Source organism: Azospirillum sp. TSH64 (genome assembly GCF_003116035.1).
Taxonomy (GTDB): domain Bacteria; phylum Pseudomonadota; class Alphaproteobacteria; order Azospirillales; family Azospirillaceae; genus Azospirillum.
This window is the reverse complement of the sequence record NZ_LGQW01000001.1, coordinates 38256-52173: the sequence shown is the minus strand read 5'-3', so window position 1 is coordinate 52173 and position 13918 is coordinate 38256. Positions and strand designations below refer to the sequence as shown.

Annotated in this window: 8 protein-coding genes and 1 pseudogene; 4 read left to right on the top strand and 5 right to left on the bottom strand. The window is 69.0% G+C overall.

Annotation, left to right across the window (positions count from 1 at the left end; genetic code table 11):
* Positions 1-104: 104 nt before the first annotated feature.
* The 5 genes from TSH64_RS00160 to TSH64_RS35745 form a co-directional block, all read right to left on the bottom strand.
* A complete protein-coding gene (locus TSH64_RS00160; protein ID WP_109095142.1) occupies positions 105-2774 on the bottom strand; it encodes a glycosyltransferase in 2670 nt (889 codons plus the stop codon).
* A 451-nt stretch (positions 2775-3225) separates the two neighbouring features.
* Positions 3226-5538: a glycosyltransferase family 4 protein gene (locus TSH64_RS00155; protein ID WP_109095141.1), complete on the bottom strand. Its 2313-nt coding sequence runs from the start codon at positions 5536-5538 to the stop codon at positions 3226-3228.
* 328 nt (positions 5539-5866) lie between these two features.
* On the bottom strand, positions 5867-7855 hold the full coding sequence (locus TSH64_RS00150; RefSeq protein ID WP_109095140.1) for a tetratricopeptide repeat protein: 1989 nt from the start codon (positions 7853-7855) through the stop codon (positions 5867-5869).
* Entirely contained in the window at positions 7852-9387 is a 1536-nt protein-coding gene (locus TSH64_RS00145; protein WP_247872671.1) for a tetratricopeptide repeat protein, read from the bottom strand. Before TSH64_RS00145 ends, TSH64_RS00150 begins: the two co-directional genes overlap by 4 nt.
* A gap of 57 nt (positions 9388-9444) precedes the next feature.
* Positions 9445-9684 carry a hypothetical protein gene (locus tag TSH64_RS35745; RefSeq protein WP_199237384.1) on the bottom strand — a complete coding sequence of 80 codons (240 nt, stop codon included), beginning with the start codon at positions 9682-9684 and terminating at the stop codon, positions 9445-9447.
* Between the two features lie 142 nt (positions 9685-9826).
* On the opposite strand from TSH64_RS35745, the gene TSH64_RS00135 reads away from it, so the two are divergent.
* The 4 genes and pseudogenes from TSH64_RS00135 (at position 9827) to TSH64_RS00115 (ending at position 13859) form a co-directional block, all read left to right on the top strand.
* Positions 9827-10590, top strand: a protein-coding gene (locus tag TSH64_RS00135) for an IS5 family transposase (RefSeq protein WP_109095138.1) whose coding sequence is annotated in 2 segments (ribosomal slippage) — positions 9827-10157 and positions 10157-10590 — 765 coding nt in all. Because the reading frame shifts where the segments join, the coding sequence is not laid out codon by codon here.
* 921 nt (positions 10591-11511) lie between these two features.
* Complete coding sequence (locus TSH64_RS00125) at positions 11512-11868, top strand: transposase (RefSeq protein WP_109450337.1); 357 nt, start codon at positions 11512-11514, stop codon at positions 11866-11868.
* Positions 11865-12215, top strand: a complete 351-nt coding sequence (gene tnpB, locus TSH64_RS00120; RefSeq protein ID WP_109095135.1) for an IS66 family insertion sequence element accessory protein TnpB — start codon at positions 11865-11867, stop codon at positions 12213-12215. The genes TSH64_RS00125 and tnpB overlap by 4 nt, the downstream gene beginning before the upstream one ends.
* 70 nt (positions 12216-12285) lie before the next feature.
* Positions 12286-13859 (top strand): annotated as a pseudogene (locus TSH64_RS00115) (IS66 family transposase).
* Positions 13860-13918: the final 59 nt, after the last annotated feature.

Here is a 13918-nt window from a genome sequence, read left to right as displayed (position 1 = left end):
GCCTAGAGCACGCTGCGTGAGAGGCCGGCAAGGCTTGTGCACGATCGGGAAGGCCCGATGGCTTGGAGGATTCGGCACCCTGTCCCTCGCCTCATGGCTTCGTCTCACAGCGTCATCCTCACGAAGGGCAACGCGATGCGGTTGAAGGCCGGGTTGTGGAACGGATCCTCCAGATACTCCGACCAGTCGGCCCGCAGCCGGTTCAGGTCGTTCTGATGGACGTCATGCGCGGCTTGACCGAACAGGTATCCGCGCGTCTTCGATTCATGGTGGTACAGGCAGACGGCGGGATCATAGACCACCCGCCGCCCGGCCTTGCGCGCCGCCAGACAATAGGTGATGTCGTTCCAGTTGACGGGCCAGCCGGCATCGAAGCCGCCGACCTCCTCGAACACCGCCCGGTGGGTGATCAGGCAGGCGCCGGTCACCGCGGCGGCGGAGCGCAGCACGAGGTTGCGGCCGAGATAGCCGCCTTCGTCGCCGCGCACGCCGATCGCCTCATGCACCGCCCCCTGCTCCTGGCTGGTGACCACGCCGGCATGCTGGATGCTGCCGTCGCCGTAGAGCAGGCGCGCGCCCACCACCCCCACCTCGGGCAGGCGCAGCGTCGCCACCGCGCGGGCCAGCCAGCGGGGGTCGGCGGCCATGGCGTCGTCGTTCAGGAAGACCAGCACCTCGCCGCTCGCCTGGGCGGCGGCCAGATTGTTCATCAGCGCCCAGTTGAAGGGACCGCGATAGGGCATGACGTCGACGCCGCGCTGGGCGCGCATGGCGGCGATCAGCCCGACGCTGTCGGGATCCTCGTTCTCGTGGTCGATCACCAGGATCTGCAGCGGCCCGCCATAGGCTTGGCGGGTGCGCAGCAGGGAATCCAGGCAGTTGCGCAGCAGGACCGGAGAGTTGCGGGTCGGCACGATGATGCTGACCGGCGGCAGATCGGCCGCGGGGAACTCGATGTCGCAGGCCTCGACCAGGGTCTGGCCGGCCTCGCCATCCTCGCTGACCAGCGGCGCCCGCCGCGCCCGCAGCTCCAGGCCGCGGCGTCCGGCCCAGGCCTCGACCGCCGCCGGCTCGCCGGCCAGCAGGCGGGGCAGGCCGGCGGGGTCGCGCAGGTCGACGGCCTGCTCCAGCCCGTAGAGCACCGATGCGATGTGGCGGATGCCGCCCGACGCGGCGCAATCGGCCAGCCGCAGCATCAGGTCGTGCATCCCGGACGGCGGCACCCCGTCGGCGACGGCGAAGGCCTTCAGCAGCGCGTCCGCGGCCACCATGGCGATCGGGCCGAGATAGTCGTAGGCCAGCAGCATCACCGGGTCGAAGTCCGGCTTGAACACCGGGAGGAGCTGCGCGGCCTTGCCGCCGCGGCCGGCGATGGCGACGTCATGGTCGCTGTAGGCGACGGCGGCGCGGCCGGCGGTCCCCGGCTCCAGCGCGCCGAGGAAGGCGGCCAGCGCGTCCGGCCGCAGGATGCCGGCGCGGCCGACCAGCAGATGGCCGCCGGCCGCCGCCAGGGCGGGATGGCCGGCCAGCAGGCGGGGCAGGGCCGCCGGGGCTGCGACCACCAGGCGGCCGGCATCCTCCAGCGGGCGGAGCAGCGCCCGCGCCTCGTCGCCGAGGCCGCCGCCGTCACTGTCGCCGCCGTCATCATCGTCCAGCACCGTCACCATCCAGCGGCCATGCGACTGCGCAGCCAGCGAGGCGAGCATGCGGCGCAGCGGCGCCGGCGCCAGGGCGCCCCCGTCCACAGGATGAGGCCACAGGATGAGGTTGACGGTGACGTCCGCCGCGGCGGCGGGAATGGCCTGTCCGGCCGGCGGGCGGTGGCAGGCCAGCAGTCCCTGCGCCTTCAGGCTGCCATAGGCCGACAGCGGCGGGCTGATATTGCGCAGGGCATGGGGAAGCTGCCGCTCCAGGCTGGCGAGGGTTTCCTTCACCGACTGGATGGCGGCCAGCATCTGGCCGAGCTCGTCGAGGGCGGCCGGCAAATTGCTCTTGACGTAGAGGTCGCTGCCGAAGGGGGCCTTGGACTGGGCGTCGCAGACCCGCAGCATCGCGCCGCGGGCGGCGAGGTCGGCATGGGCCGTCGGGATGTCGAAGCTGAAGCCGTGCTCGCCGCCGCTGCCGATGCGCTCGCCCAGGCCGGGGACGAAGCGGTCGCAGCACGCCGCGCCGATGAAGCGGCCGCCGAGCGTCAACTCCAGCACGATGCGCTCGGAAAAATCGCTGGCGTTGGCGCACCAGCCCGACACGGTGCCGGCTCCGCTGTGCGACAGCTCGCCGATCAGGCGGCGGGTGGGGGCGAGCTCCAGCGCCGCCAGCCGGCCCTCCAGGCCGCAGCCGGCCAGCCAGTCGCCCACCCCGGCCGGCAAGCCGGCGCGGAAGCCGTCGTCGCGCAGGATGGTCAGCAGCCAGAAGCGCCAGGAACGGCTGGTGGCAAGGCGCTCGCGCGCGGCGGCCGACAGGGGCAGGCGGTCCAGCGCCCAGTGCCTCAAGGCCTCGTCCGGCGCCGGTGCCAGGACGATGTGCGGCAGCACCGCCGTGCCGGTGAGGTTGGCGACGACGCCGTTGAGGAACTCCTTGCGCATCAGGTAGAGGCCGAGGAATTCACCGAGAGTGCAGCCGGTGGCGGCGGTGATCTCCTCGACGCTGGCCGGCTGGCGGCCGAAGAAGAGGCGATAGCCGTTGAACGCATCCTCGAGGCTGGTGCGCGCCGCGGTGCCCCGGCCTTGCGCCGGCGCCGCTGCGTTCCCAACCAGCTTCAGACCGCCATCCATCCCCATCTTCCCCATCCCGACGGTCAGGCCCGATCCCTCCGGATGACATACCGGAGGATGCAGTGACCGACCTCCATCACCTCTGATCCAGCCGTGGCAGTCAGTGCCAAGTTCCTATTCCGAGTCCCCAACCTTGGATGGGAACGCCAAATGGAATATCAGGGTAACTCCTGATCGGTCTATAGCCAAAGGACAAAAAGAAAATCAACCTTATTGTGTGGTTGTATAACTCATGTGACAATACAAGCGCACCAAATATAGATTTCTCAATCTTCGGTTAAGGATATTGTGTTTGCAGGGCGGGGGAGCATGAGAGAGCCGCTGTAGGTGGGGGAGAGGCGCGGAGCGAAGGATTAAAGAGGCTTCCGCCAAGTCTCATCTTGAATTGGCAGGGTATGGCGGGCTCCGGGGAGCCACCCTGCGGCATGCGGTCGCAGGGCTTGTCGGGCGATCATGCCTCCGCCATGGCTGAGACGCCGCTTTCCAACAAGGCATGAATCCGGGAGGCATAGAGGTCTTGCAGCACCGGGCGGGCAAAGCGGCTGCGGGCGACGGCCATGCCCGCCGTCGCCCGCCGTCTGGCCTCGCCGCGATCTTCCCACACCTGCCGCATCGCCTCGGCGGCCAGGCCGACATCGGGCTCGAACCAGCGGGCGCCGGGGGTGACGCCGAGATATTCGTCGCTCTCCAGATAGCGTTCCCGGCCACCGACCAGGAAGGCGGTCTCGTCGCTCATGTAATCGAGGTTGGCCGAATAGCGGGAGGCGATGACCGGCTTGCCCATCATCATCGCCTCCACCATGGTGTAGCCGAAGCCTTCCGCCCGGTGCAGCGAGACATAGGCGTCGCAAGCGCGCATCTCGGCCAGGGAATCGGCGTATGACAGCTCGCGGTCGCGCACGAGGATGCGGGGGTCGCTCCCGACCAGACGGTCGAGCTCCAGCTTGTGGGCGAGGTCGGCGACGCCCCGGCTGGCCTGCCGATAGCGGATGCGCAGGACGAGCCGCACCCCGGTCTCGCGGGGGAAGGCTTTCCGGAAGGCGCGGGCCACCGCCAGCGGGTTCTTGCGCGTGTACCAGCTGCGGGCATCGAAGCAGAAATAGAAGGTGAAGGGTTCGGCCTTCGGCCGCTCGCCGGCGGCGGCCTTCAGCACGCGCTCGTCGACGCAGTTGGGCACGACATGGATGGGACCGCTGAAATGCTGGGCCAGCGCGTCGGCGCAGAAGCTCGACATCGTCCACAGCTCGTCCATCAGCTCCAGCGTCAGATGGGCCGAGCGGGGCAGGGTGCTGGTCTCCCACAGGAAGAAGCCGATGTTGTAGGCCCCGGCGAAGCGTTCCAGCCCATGGTTGATCATGTCGCCCGGCGCGCCCAGCAGGCCGAAATGGATCAGGTTGACCGGGTAGAGCTCCTCGCCGGTGTGGCGGCCGGGTACGGCCATCATCGGCATCGTCACGCCGAAGCCGGTGTCCTGCAGGATATCGCGGGAGAACAGGGCGTTGCGGCTGATGCCGGTGCCGCCGTCGAAATAGCCGAACAGGTTGACGCCCTTGGCCTGGGCCGTGCGCGGCAGGTGGCGCACCACCGGCGCGCGCTGCCGCTGGCACAGCGCCGAAAGGCTCAGGCTCTGCGCCCCCGGGACGCCCAGCCGCGCGTAGAAATAGGCAAGCCCGGTCATGACCTGCCCTTCATGCCGGACCGGCGCGTCCAGCAGGGCGCGCACCTCCGGGGTCAGGAACAGATCGTCGAGATTCCAGCGCACCAGCCACAGCGAGATCGCCAGCAGCAGAAGAAACAGCGTCCGGTCGTCCTGCAGATCGAAGGCGGCGGCGAGATCGGGGTCGCGGCCATGCATGCCGGCGTAAAAGCGCGAGATCAGCCCATGGCGGTCGATCCCAGCCGGTGCATTCAGCTCCTCCACATGCCGCGGCGCCAACGCCTGCTTGGGGAGGCGGGCCTTGCCGAACATCCAGTGGGTCAGATCGCACAAGGCGTCCGTCCCGCTGTCCGCCGCCATTCCTGCCGCCGGCTGGTAGGCCGAGAACAGGCGCGAGCGGAAGTTGCCGGCGGCGTCCTCGTCGCCCGAAGCCAGATAGGCCGTCACGTCGGCCGGCAGCGGGCACCAGGCATGATCGGCCAAGCCGAAGCGCTCGGCGTGCAGCACCAGGAAACGGGTCAGGTCGGCGGCGCTGCGCAGATGGAAATTGGGCGCTTCCTGCAAGCGGTGGAGCTGGTGCGCCAGAAAACCGCCGACGGTCAGCTCGGCCCCCTCGAAGCCCTCGGCGGGGCGGATCAGCCGCGCATCCTCCGCCCGGTCGCGTCCGCGCTTGGTCTGGCTGGCCGCCTTGGACAGCGCGTTCACGCACAAGGCCTGGCGCTCCGGCGTCATGCCGGACAGCGCCTTGTCGATAACCGCCCGGCGGAGATTGGTGACGAGGGGAGCGCCCGGGATCGACGCCGCCGTCCCGTGGATTTTGACGTCCACGCAGCAGTCCTCGGTCGACAGCAGGCCCTCGGGCAGGGGAATGTTGAAAGCGAGAAAGCCGTTGCGGCCGGACAGGTTGGTCAGCGCCTTGTGATGCTCGTTGCAGGCATGGGTGCCGAGAAAACGGCCGTCGACGTACAGGTCGACCAGACATTCCTTGGCAGGGTTGCTTTGGTTGTGCAGCCAGCCGTAGATCTTGCGGCTGGTCACGAACTCCAGCCGGCCCTGGTAGGTGGCACTCTCCTGGGCGACGGCCCTGAACGGACTGAGCGCGTTCATCGCGCCTCTCCCGGCACGGCGGCCCGCCCGCGGCAAGGGCGATGGCGCGTTGAAGCGCACCGGAGCAGGCTCAACCCGTAGACCGTCGGGGATGTGGAAACGGTCAAAAGAAATTTAGAGACCAAAGTATTTCTCGGCATTGCGTCAGCCATACCAACAAAGGAATATCCTTAAGCGGTATGCTAGCAAAGTTGCTTACGACCTGGTTAGGGATTTTGCATCAAGTTGCAACTTTGAAACACGGTCGTTGCGCGACGATGCATGCTTAGATAGGCCTGCGGCGGAAAGCGGACCGGGACTAAGGACGTGTCCTCGTCCCGGTCCGGGCTCAGCCGGCCGGCAGGATGAACCCCTGGGGCGGCCGGCCGGCTTGGTGCAGCGACCACATGACCTGATAGGCGTGTTCCAGGTTGCGGGCGAAGCGGCGGCTGTCGAACAGCGGCGCCGTCATCCGACCCTCTTCCAGCCGCTTGCGGAAGCCGGCGCGCCGGTCGGGATCGCCGGCGAGCGCCACCGCCAGATCCTCGTAGTCGGCCAGCGACCGCGTCACCGTCTCCGGCAGGCCGGCGGCGTTCAGCAGGCTCGCCGCCACCCGGGAGGCGAAGGTCTCGCCCAGGCAGGTCACCACCGGGCAGCCCGCCCACAGCGCGTCGCTGGTGGTGGTGTGGCCGGTATAGGGCAGGGTGTCGAGCGCCAGGTCGGCGACGCGGTAGCGGGCGATGTGCGCGGCCAGCGGGCGGGGCGGGGCGAAGACCAGCCGGGCCGGGTCGACGCCCTGGGCCTCGGCCGCGGCCTTCAGGTTGCCGGCAGCCAGCGGGTTGGCCTCGAACAGCCACAGCACCGATCCCGGTACCCGCTTCAGGATGCGCATCCATAGGGCGAACATGGCGGGGCTGATCTTGTAGGCGGTGTTGAAGGCGGCGAAGACGACGCCGTCCTCCGGCAGGCCGCAGTCGGCCCGCGACGGCACCGCGTCGGGCAGCGGGCGGTGGCGGTCGTTGATCTGGTAGGCGTCGGGCAGGATCGCCAGCCGCTCGGCATAGAAGGGCTGGTGCTCCGGCGGGGTGACGAAGCGGTCGCCGATCACGTAATCCATGTGCGGGCAGCCGATGGTGCCGGGATAGCCCAGGTAACTGACCTCGACCGGCGCCAGCCGGCGCGACAGCAGGTCGAGCCGGGTCTGCTTCGTATAGCCCTTCAGGTCGACCATGATGTCGACGCCGTCGTCGGCCATGCGGCGGGCGACGGCGTCCAGCGGCACGCTGCGGATGTCGCGGAAGCGGTCGAAGGCCTTCACCAGCCGCTGGCGCATGGCGCTGCCGTCGTCGGGGCCGTAGGAATAGGCCAGCACCTCGAAGCGGTCGCGGGCGTGCAGTTCGAACAGCTCGGCCGCCAGATAGGCGGTGGCATGCTCGTGGAAATCGGCCGAGACATAGGCGATGCGCAGCCGGCCGTCGGGCCTGGGGGTGGCCCGCGCCGGCATCGGCGGGGTGGAGGCGCGCTTGACCAGGCGGTCGTAGAACAGCCGGGCCGAGCGGTCCTGCTGGGCCGGCGTGGTCTCGATCGACAGGGTGGCCAGCGGGATGACGACGCCGCCGTCGCGGTCGATGGTCTCCCTCACCCGGGCGCACAGCCGGTCGTAATCGCCCCAGGCGCACAGCGTCTGCTTGAGGTAGAGGTGGTAGCACAGGGCTTCGGTCTTGGCCGGCGTCAGCGTCACCGCGCGGGCATAGGCGGTCTCCGCCTCGCCCAGGCGGCTCAGTTCGCGCAGGGCGTGGGCATAGCCGAGCATCGCCTCGCCATTGCCGGGCTCGATGACCAGCGCCCGCGTCAGGGCGCGGATCGCCTCGGCCATCCGCTGCCCCTCGCGGAGCGCCACGCCGAGATTGGCGGCGGCGAGCACGTCGATCGGCCGCAGCCGGAGCGCGCGGGCGAAATCGGTCGCCGCCCCGTTGCGGTCGCCAAGCGCCAGCCGGGTCGATCCGCGGTTGACGTAGCCCTCCGGCGTGCCGGGGGTCAGCTGGACACAGCGGTCGTGGGCGGCCAGGGACTCGCCCATGCGGCCCAGCGACTGCAGCACGGTGCCGAGATTGCTGTGGCTGTCGGACAGATCGGGACGAATCGCGATCGACTGGCGCAGGATGGTCTCCGCCTCCTGCGGGCGGTTCTGCATCATCACCACCGTGCCCAGCAGCTGGGTAACCTCGCCCTGGTCGGGAACGGCGTTCAGGATCGCCCGGCACACCTGCTCCGCCTCGGCCGCACGGCCGGCCCGGAAATGGTCCAGCGCTAGCCGGAGCGCTTCGTTCAGGGTCATCGCCCCGCCTCCCCGGCGAGAACGCCTGTCCGGTTTCCGGCCTCGGCCGCCAAGGCCGCCGTCACCCTGGCCATCACCTCGGCCCAGTCGTTGGATCTCGCCTGTCGGAACAGGCGCATGGTCGGATACCAGGGGCTGTCGAGGCGGTCGCGCATCCAGCGCCAGTCGGCGAACCATTTCAGCACCACCCAGGTCGGCCGCCCCATGGCGCCGGCCAGATGGCAGACCGAGGTGTCGCAGGTGACGATCAGGTCCATGTTGGCCATCGCCGCGGCGGTGTCGAGGAAGGCGTCCGGTCCGGCGTCGAAATCCGCTCCCAGCTCGGTCACCGCCACCCGGTCGCGCAGCCGCTCCAGATGGTCGAGGCCCGACACCTTCTGCAGGCTGTAGAGCCGGACACCGGAGAGTTTCCCCATCGCCTCGAAGCACTCCAGCGGGATCGACTTGCCGGTCTCGTTGCCGTGCCAGTTGATGCCGATGCGCAAGGCCGGGCGATTGCCGCCCTCCAGCCGGTCCAGCCGCTCCGCCCAGCCGGCCTGCAGCTGCGGCTCGGCCCGCAGATAGGGCACGCCGCCGGGGACGCTGTCCGGCGTGGTGCCGAGCCGGTTCATCAGGCTCATCAGCGAGATGTGGTAATCGTAGGCCGGCAGCGGTTCGCCGAAGGCGAACAGCCCGTCCAGGTCGGGGGCGGTCGACAGCACGCGCTTCAGCGCCGGCTGGCATTCGTAGAGCACCCGTGCGCTCATCCGCTTCAGCACGCCGGCATAGCGGATGTACTGGAAGGAATCGCCCAGCCCCTGCTCGAAATGGACCAGCAGGGTCTTGCCCGCCAGCGGCTGGCCCTGCCACAGGACGCCCGGCATGTTGCGCTTGCGCCAGACCCCCTGCTCCAGCCGGCCCTCATAGGCGACGGTGCCGTTGGCGTAGTCGCCGGCCATCAGCAGGCAGGTGCCGAGATTCTTGCGGTATTCCGGCCTGCCGACGTCGATGGCGAGCGCCCGGCGGTAGGTCAGAGCCGCGTCCGCCAGATGGCCGAGGCTGAGGCTGACGGCGCCCAGGTTGTTGTGATTGACGGCCACGTCCGGCTCGACGGCCAGCGCCAGCCGGTAGACGGCGCGCGCCCGCGCGCCGTCGCCGCTGAACATGAACAGGTTGCCTAGCGTCAGCAGCGCCCCCGGATAGTCGGGCTTCAGCCTCGCCAGTTCGCGGAAGGCGATCAGCGCATGCTCGATGTGGCGCTGGTCCAGCAGAATGCCGCCCAGCGCGTTCAGCGCGTCCAGATGGTCGGGCTTCAGCCGCAGTGCCTGGCGCAGCGGTTCCATCGCCTCGGCCGGCCGGCCGGAGGCGCGCAGGCACAGGCCCAGCGCACCATGCAGGGTGGCGCCACGCGGTGCCGCAATGTCCGGGTTTTCGTCGATCAGGCGGCGGTAGACGGTGGCCGCCTCGTCGAAACGGCCGGCCTGGAACAGCGCCGCACCGGTGTTGTAGGCCTGGACGAAGGCCGGCGAGAACTCGGAAATGGCAACCCCCAACGCTTGGTCCACAACGCTTGACCGCGCGAATGACCGGTGGCGCGGAACCGGGGCTTCTTAACCCAAGACCCCGGCCGTCAGCAATAAAGGGCTGCCGCTTTCACTTCTTTGATTTACCCCTGTGACCTTAGGGACCTTACTCCTGTGGCCTCCGGGATTTTTCCCCTGCGGCCTTCGGCCGGTCGCCGCCCAGGAGATCTCGTTGACCCAGGCGAGCTGCACGTCTTCCAGGCCGGCGCCCGTCATCAGCGCTTCCACCTCCTCGCGGCGCCAGTCGTTGGCGATCTTCGGCAGCATCCGGGCGAAGACGATGGAGCGCAGGTGCGCGAAGTCTAAACAGCGGATCAGGCTTGTGGCGCCAAACTAGGCGGTAAACTCATAAATCGTCTTGGCCTAGAGAGTGGTGTCGTGATTCAAGGGTTTCCCGAAGGAGCCCTTGATGACGCGCCGCCGCGACGAACTCACGGACCAGGAATGGTCGATCCTATCGCCGCTACTGCCGAACAAGCCGCGCGGTGTGCGGCGTGTGGATGATCGCCGGGTTCTGAATGGTATTCTGTGGCGGTTCCGCACCGGATCGCCCTGGGCGGAGATACCGGAACGGTATGGTCCTTCGACGACCTGTTACAACCGGTTCGTGCGATGGCGGAAGGCCGGGGTCTGGGATCGGCTTCTGGAAGCGGTATCGGCAGCCTACGACGGCGACATCGTGATGATCGACAGCAGCTGTGTTCGCGTGCACCAGCACGCTGCCACGGGAAAAAGGGGGCTGGAGACGATGGCGGCATGGGACGTTCCCGTGGGGGCCTCACCAGCAAAATCCACGCGCTCGTCGATGCGGAAGGCCGCCCCGTCCGTCTGCGCCTGACTGCCGGGCAGGTTGCCGACTGCACCGAAGCCGACGCCCTGACGGAGGATCTTGGCGAGGGGGCCATCCTGTTGGCCGACAAAGGCTATGACAGCAATGCCATCCGCGCCAAAGCCGCCGGGCGGAAGGCTTGGGCCAACATTCCGCCCAAAACCAACCGCAAGGGCAGCTTCGTCTTCTCGTCCTGGGTCTATCGTCAGCGGAACCTTGTCGAAAGGTTCTTCAACAAGATCAAGCAGTTCAGAGGTATCGCCACCCGATACGACAAACGACCCGAAAATTTCCTGGTGGCCGTGAAGCTCGTCGCCGTCAGGCTATGGTGCCAGGGATTATGAGTCTACGGCCTAGGGGTCACCCCCGGCCCCGTGGACGGGATCGGGGGAGTTCGGGGCTAGCCAGCCCCTGCGTGCCACCGGACCGGGTGGGAAAGGGGAACACAGGGTCTCGCTCACCGTCTTGCGTGTTCCGTGGAACGGTGGCGAGACCCCGCCGCCCTCGACGATCACGGCTCTCGTCGGTCAGCAGTGGTGGCGGTGCGTTGGGGCCGCTGTCGGCTGCGTGTGACACAGCGCCGTGCTGGCGCGCCTCGTGGGTGGTTGGGGGGCGGTGTTGCGCAGCCGGCTGCGGGCGGCGCGGGGGGGCCTCAGCCACCACGCCGAGGCGCCGCAGCTCAAGCGCGAACCGCTCGCGCCAATGCTGGAGGTCGGCGGGACCTGGCGCCAACCGCCGGCCGTCGGCACCGACCGCGCGAACCGCGATGTGGACGTGGGGGTGTCCGGTGTCGTCGTGGCGGACCATGACCCAGTCGTGGGTGCCGGCGAAGGTGTCGTGCGCCCACCGCCACGCTGCGGTCTCCACCCGGTCGGTGGGGTGCCGGGCGGCATGGACAGCGTGAGGGCGACGCTCTGCGCGGCATTCGCCGCATCCCGGCCCCCACGGCGTTGGCCAGCAGCCAGTCGTCGTGTAGGGCGAGCAGCCGCGCGCGTTTGGTGATGCACTCGCCGTCGTGGGTTTCAGCGGGCAGGCTGCCGTTGCGGGTGATGTAGTCGAATTGGGCGAGCAGATGGCCGGCAACGCCCCAGGCGCGGCCGGTCAGCTTCACCATCGCTTCCGGCGTCTTGGCCGTATGCGGTGTTCTGTCCCCACCTTCCGGCGGGATCAAGGCGGAGCGAGTCTCCCGGATCGCATGATCGGGAGAACGGTTTGTGTCTACGCTCGACCTTACGCTTGACCCGGAGCCCGTGCAGGTGCGCCGCATGGAAGTAATCACGGGCGATGTAGGCCGCCGGACCTGGTCGCCGGAGGAGAAGGCGCGGATCCTGGCCGAGGCGGCGGTGCCCGAAGCGGTGGTTTCCGAAGTGGCCCGGCGTCATGGACTGCGGCCTCAGCAGGTGTTCGGCTGGCGTCGGGAAGCGCGCACCGCCAGCCGCTCCCAGGAGGGCATGGTGTTCGCCCCAGTGGTGCTGGACACCACACCGTCCTCCGCCACGCCGATGCCGAAGGAGCCCCCGGCCATCGAGGTGCAGATCGGCGATGCGATGGTGCGCGTGCCGGCCGGCATGGACGGCGCCACCGTCAGGGCGGTGCTGCGCGCGGTGAGGGCGTCGCGGTGATCGGCATCGAGGGCGCGGTGCGGGTCCTGGTCGCCGCCAAGCCGGTCGACTTCCGCAAGGGCATGGATGGGCTGGCCGCCCTGGTGCAGCAGATGGGGGCGGATCCCTTCAGCGGGGTCGTCTACGTCTTCCGCTCCAAGCGAGCCGATCGGGTCAAGCTCCTGCATTGGGACGGCACCGGCCTGGTTCTCGTCGCGAAGAGATTGGAGGCCGGCCAGTTCCGCTGGCCAGCGATCCGCGACGGCGTGATCCGGCTGACCCCGGCTCAGCTCTCGGCACTCGTGGAGGGTCTGGATTGGACCCGGGTACGGGGCGTGCGGGTGCCTCGGCCGACGTCCGCCGGTTGAGCTGCGACACAGCGACTCGGCCACCGCTTCGCAGGCGAGGACTGCACAAGCCGCCGTTATACTGGTGGACGTGACGACCGCGCCTGAAACCCTTCCCAGCGATCCTGACGAACTGCGTGCCCTGCTGCTGGCCGAACGGCTCCGGCATGCCGCGGAGCTGACGGCGGCCCGCTTCTCGGCCGAGGAGGAGATCGCCCGTCTGCGCCAGATCATCCGGGAGCTGCAGCGTCATCGCTTCGGCCGCCGGGCCGAGCGCCTTGATCCGGACCAGCTGGCCTTGGCCTTGGAGGACCTGGAGCAGACGCTGGCTGCCAAGGAGGCCGAGCCCGCCGGCTCCGCGGCGACCAAGCCGGCCCCTTCGCCGCCACGGCGTCGGGTGAACCGCGGCAACCTGCCGGCCGATCTGCCACGCGAGGAGATTCTCATCGATGTCGCCGACAAGACCTGCCCGTGTTGCGGCGGCACGCTGCACCCCATCGGCGAGGATGTCTCGCAGCGTCTCGACCTCGTCCCGGCCCGCTTCCGGGTGCTGGTGACCCGCCGACCGAAATACGCCTGCCGCCAGTGCGAGGAGGGCGTCGTGCAAGCCCCGGCGCCGGCGCGCATCGTGGACGCCGGCATCCCACCGAGGCGCTGATCGCCCACGTGCTGGTGTCCAAGTTTGCCGATCACCTGCCGCTCTACCGCCAAGCCCAGATCTACGCGCGCCAGGGTGTCGATCTCGACCGCTCCACCCTGGCCGACTGGGTCGGTCGGGCGGCGTGGTACCTGCGGCCCCTGCATGAGCGGTTGCTGGCCAACTTGAAGGCGTCGGGCAAGCTGTTTGCTGACGAGACAACGGCGCCGGTGCTCGACCCCGGACGGGGCAGCACGAAGACCGGCCAGCTCTGGGCCTACGCGCGCGACGATCGCCCCTGGAACGGACCGGAGCCGCCGGCGGTGGCCTACGTCTATGCTCCTGATCGCAAGGCGGAACGGCCAGTGGCACACCTGCGGGGATTCACCGGCGTGCTCCAGGTCGACGGCTATGCCGGCTATCGCAAACTGGCCGAGGGCGGAGCCGTGCGCCTCGCCTTCTGCTGGGCGCACGTCCGCCGGGCCTTCTATGATCTCCAGACCGGCGGTTCGGCGCCGATCGCCAGCGAAGCCTTGCGGCGCATCGCCCAGCTGTACGCGGTGGAGGCGGAGATCCGCGGCCGTGACCCCGAGGCGAGCCGCCGGGAGCGCCAGGCCCGCTCAACGCCGCTGATTGCGGAACTGAAGGCGTGGCTGGAAAAGCAGCTGGCGACGGTGTCGCGCAAATCGACATTGGCCGAGGCGATCCGCTACGCGCTCAGCCGCTGGGAGGGGCTGACGCTGTTCCTCGACGACGGCCGGGGGGAGATCGACAGCAACAGCGTGGAACGCAGCATCCACCCGCTGGCCCTCACGCGCAAGAATGCTCTGTTCGCCGGCAGCGACGGCGGCGGTGAACACTGGGCCACCGTCGCGTCGCTGGTGGAAACCTGCAAGCTCAGCGGCGTCAATCCGCAGACCTGGTTCGCCGATGTCCTGACTAAACTCGCCGACGGGCATCCAATCACTAGGCTCGATGAACTGCTGCCCTGGAGCTATGCCCGGCAGGCCGAAACCGCCGTGGCCTGAAAACACCGCTTACTCTTGGCCGCGGCGTCTCCGGACCGGACCTTGGCGCCGGAGGGGCC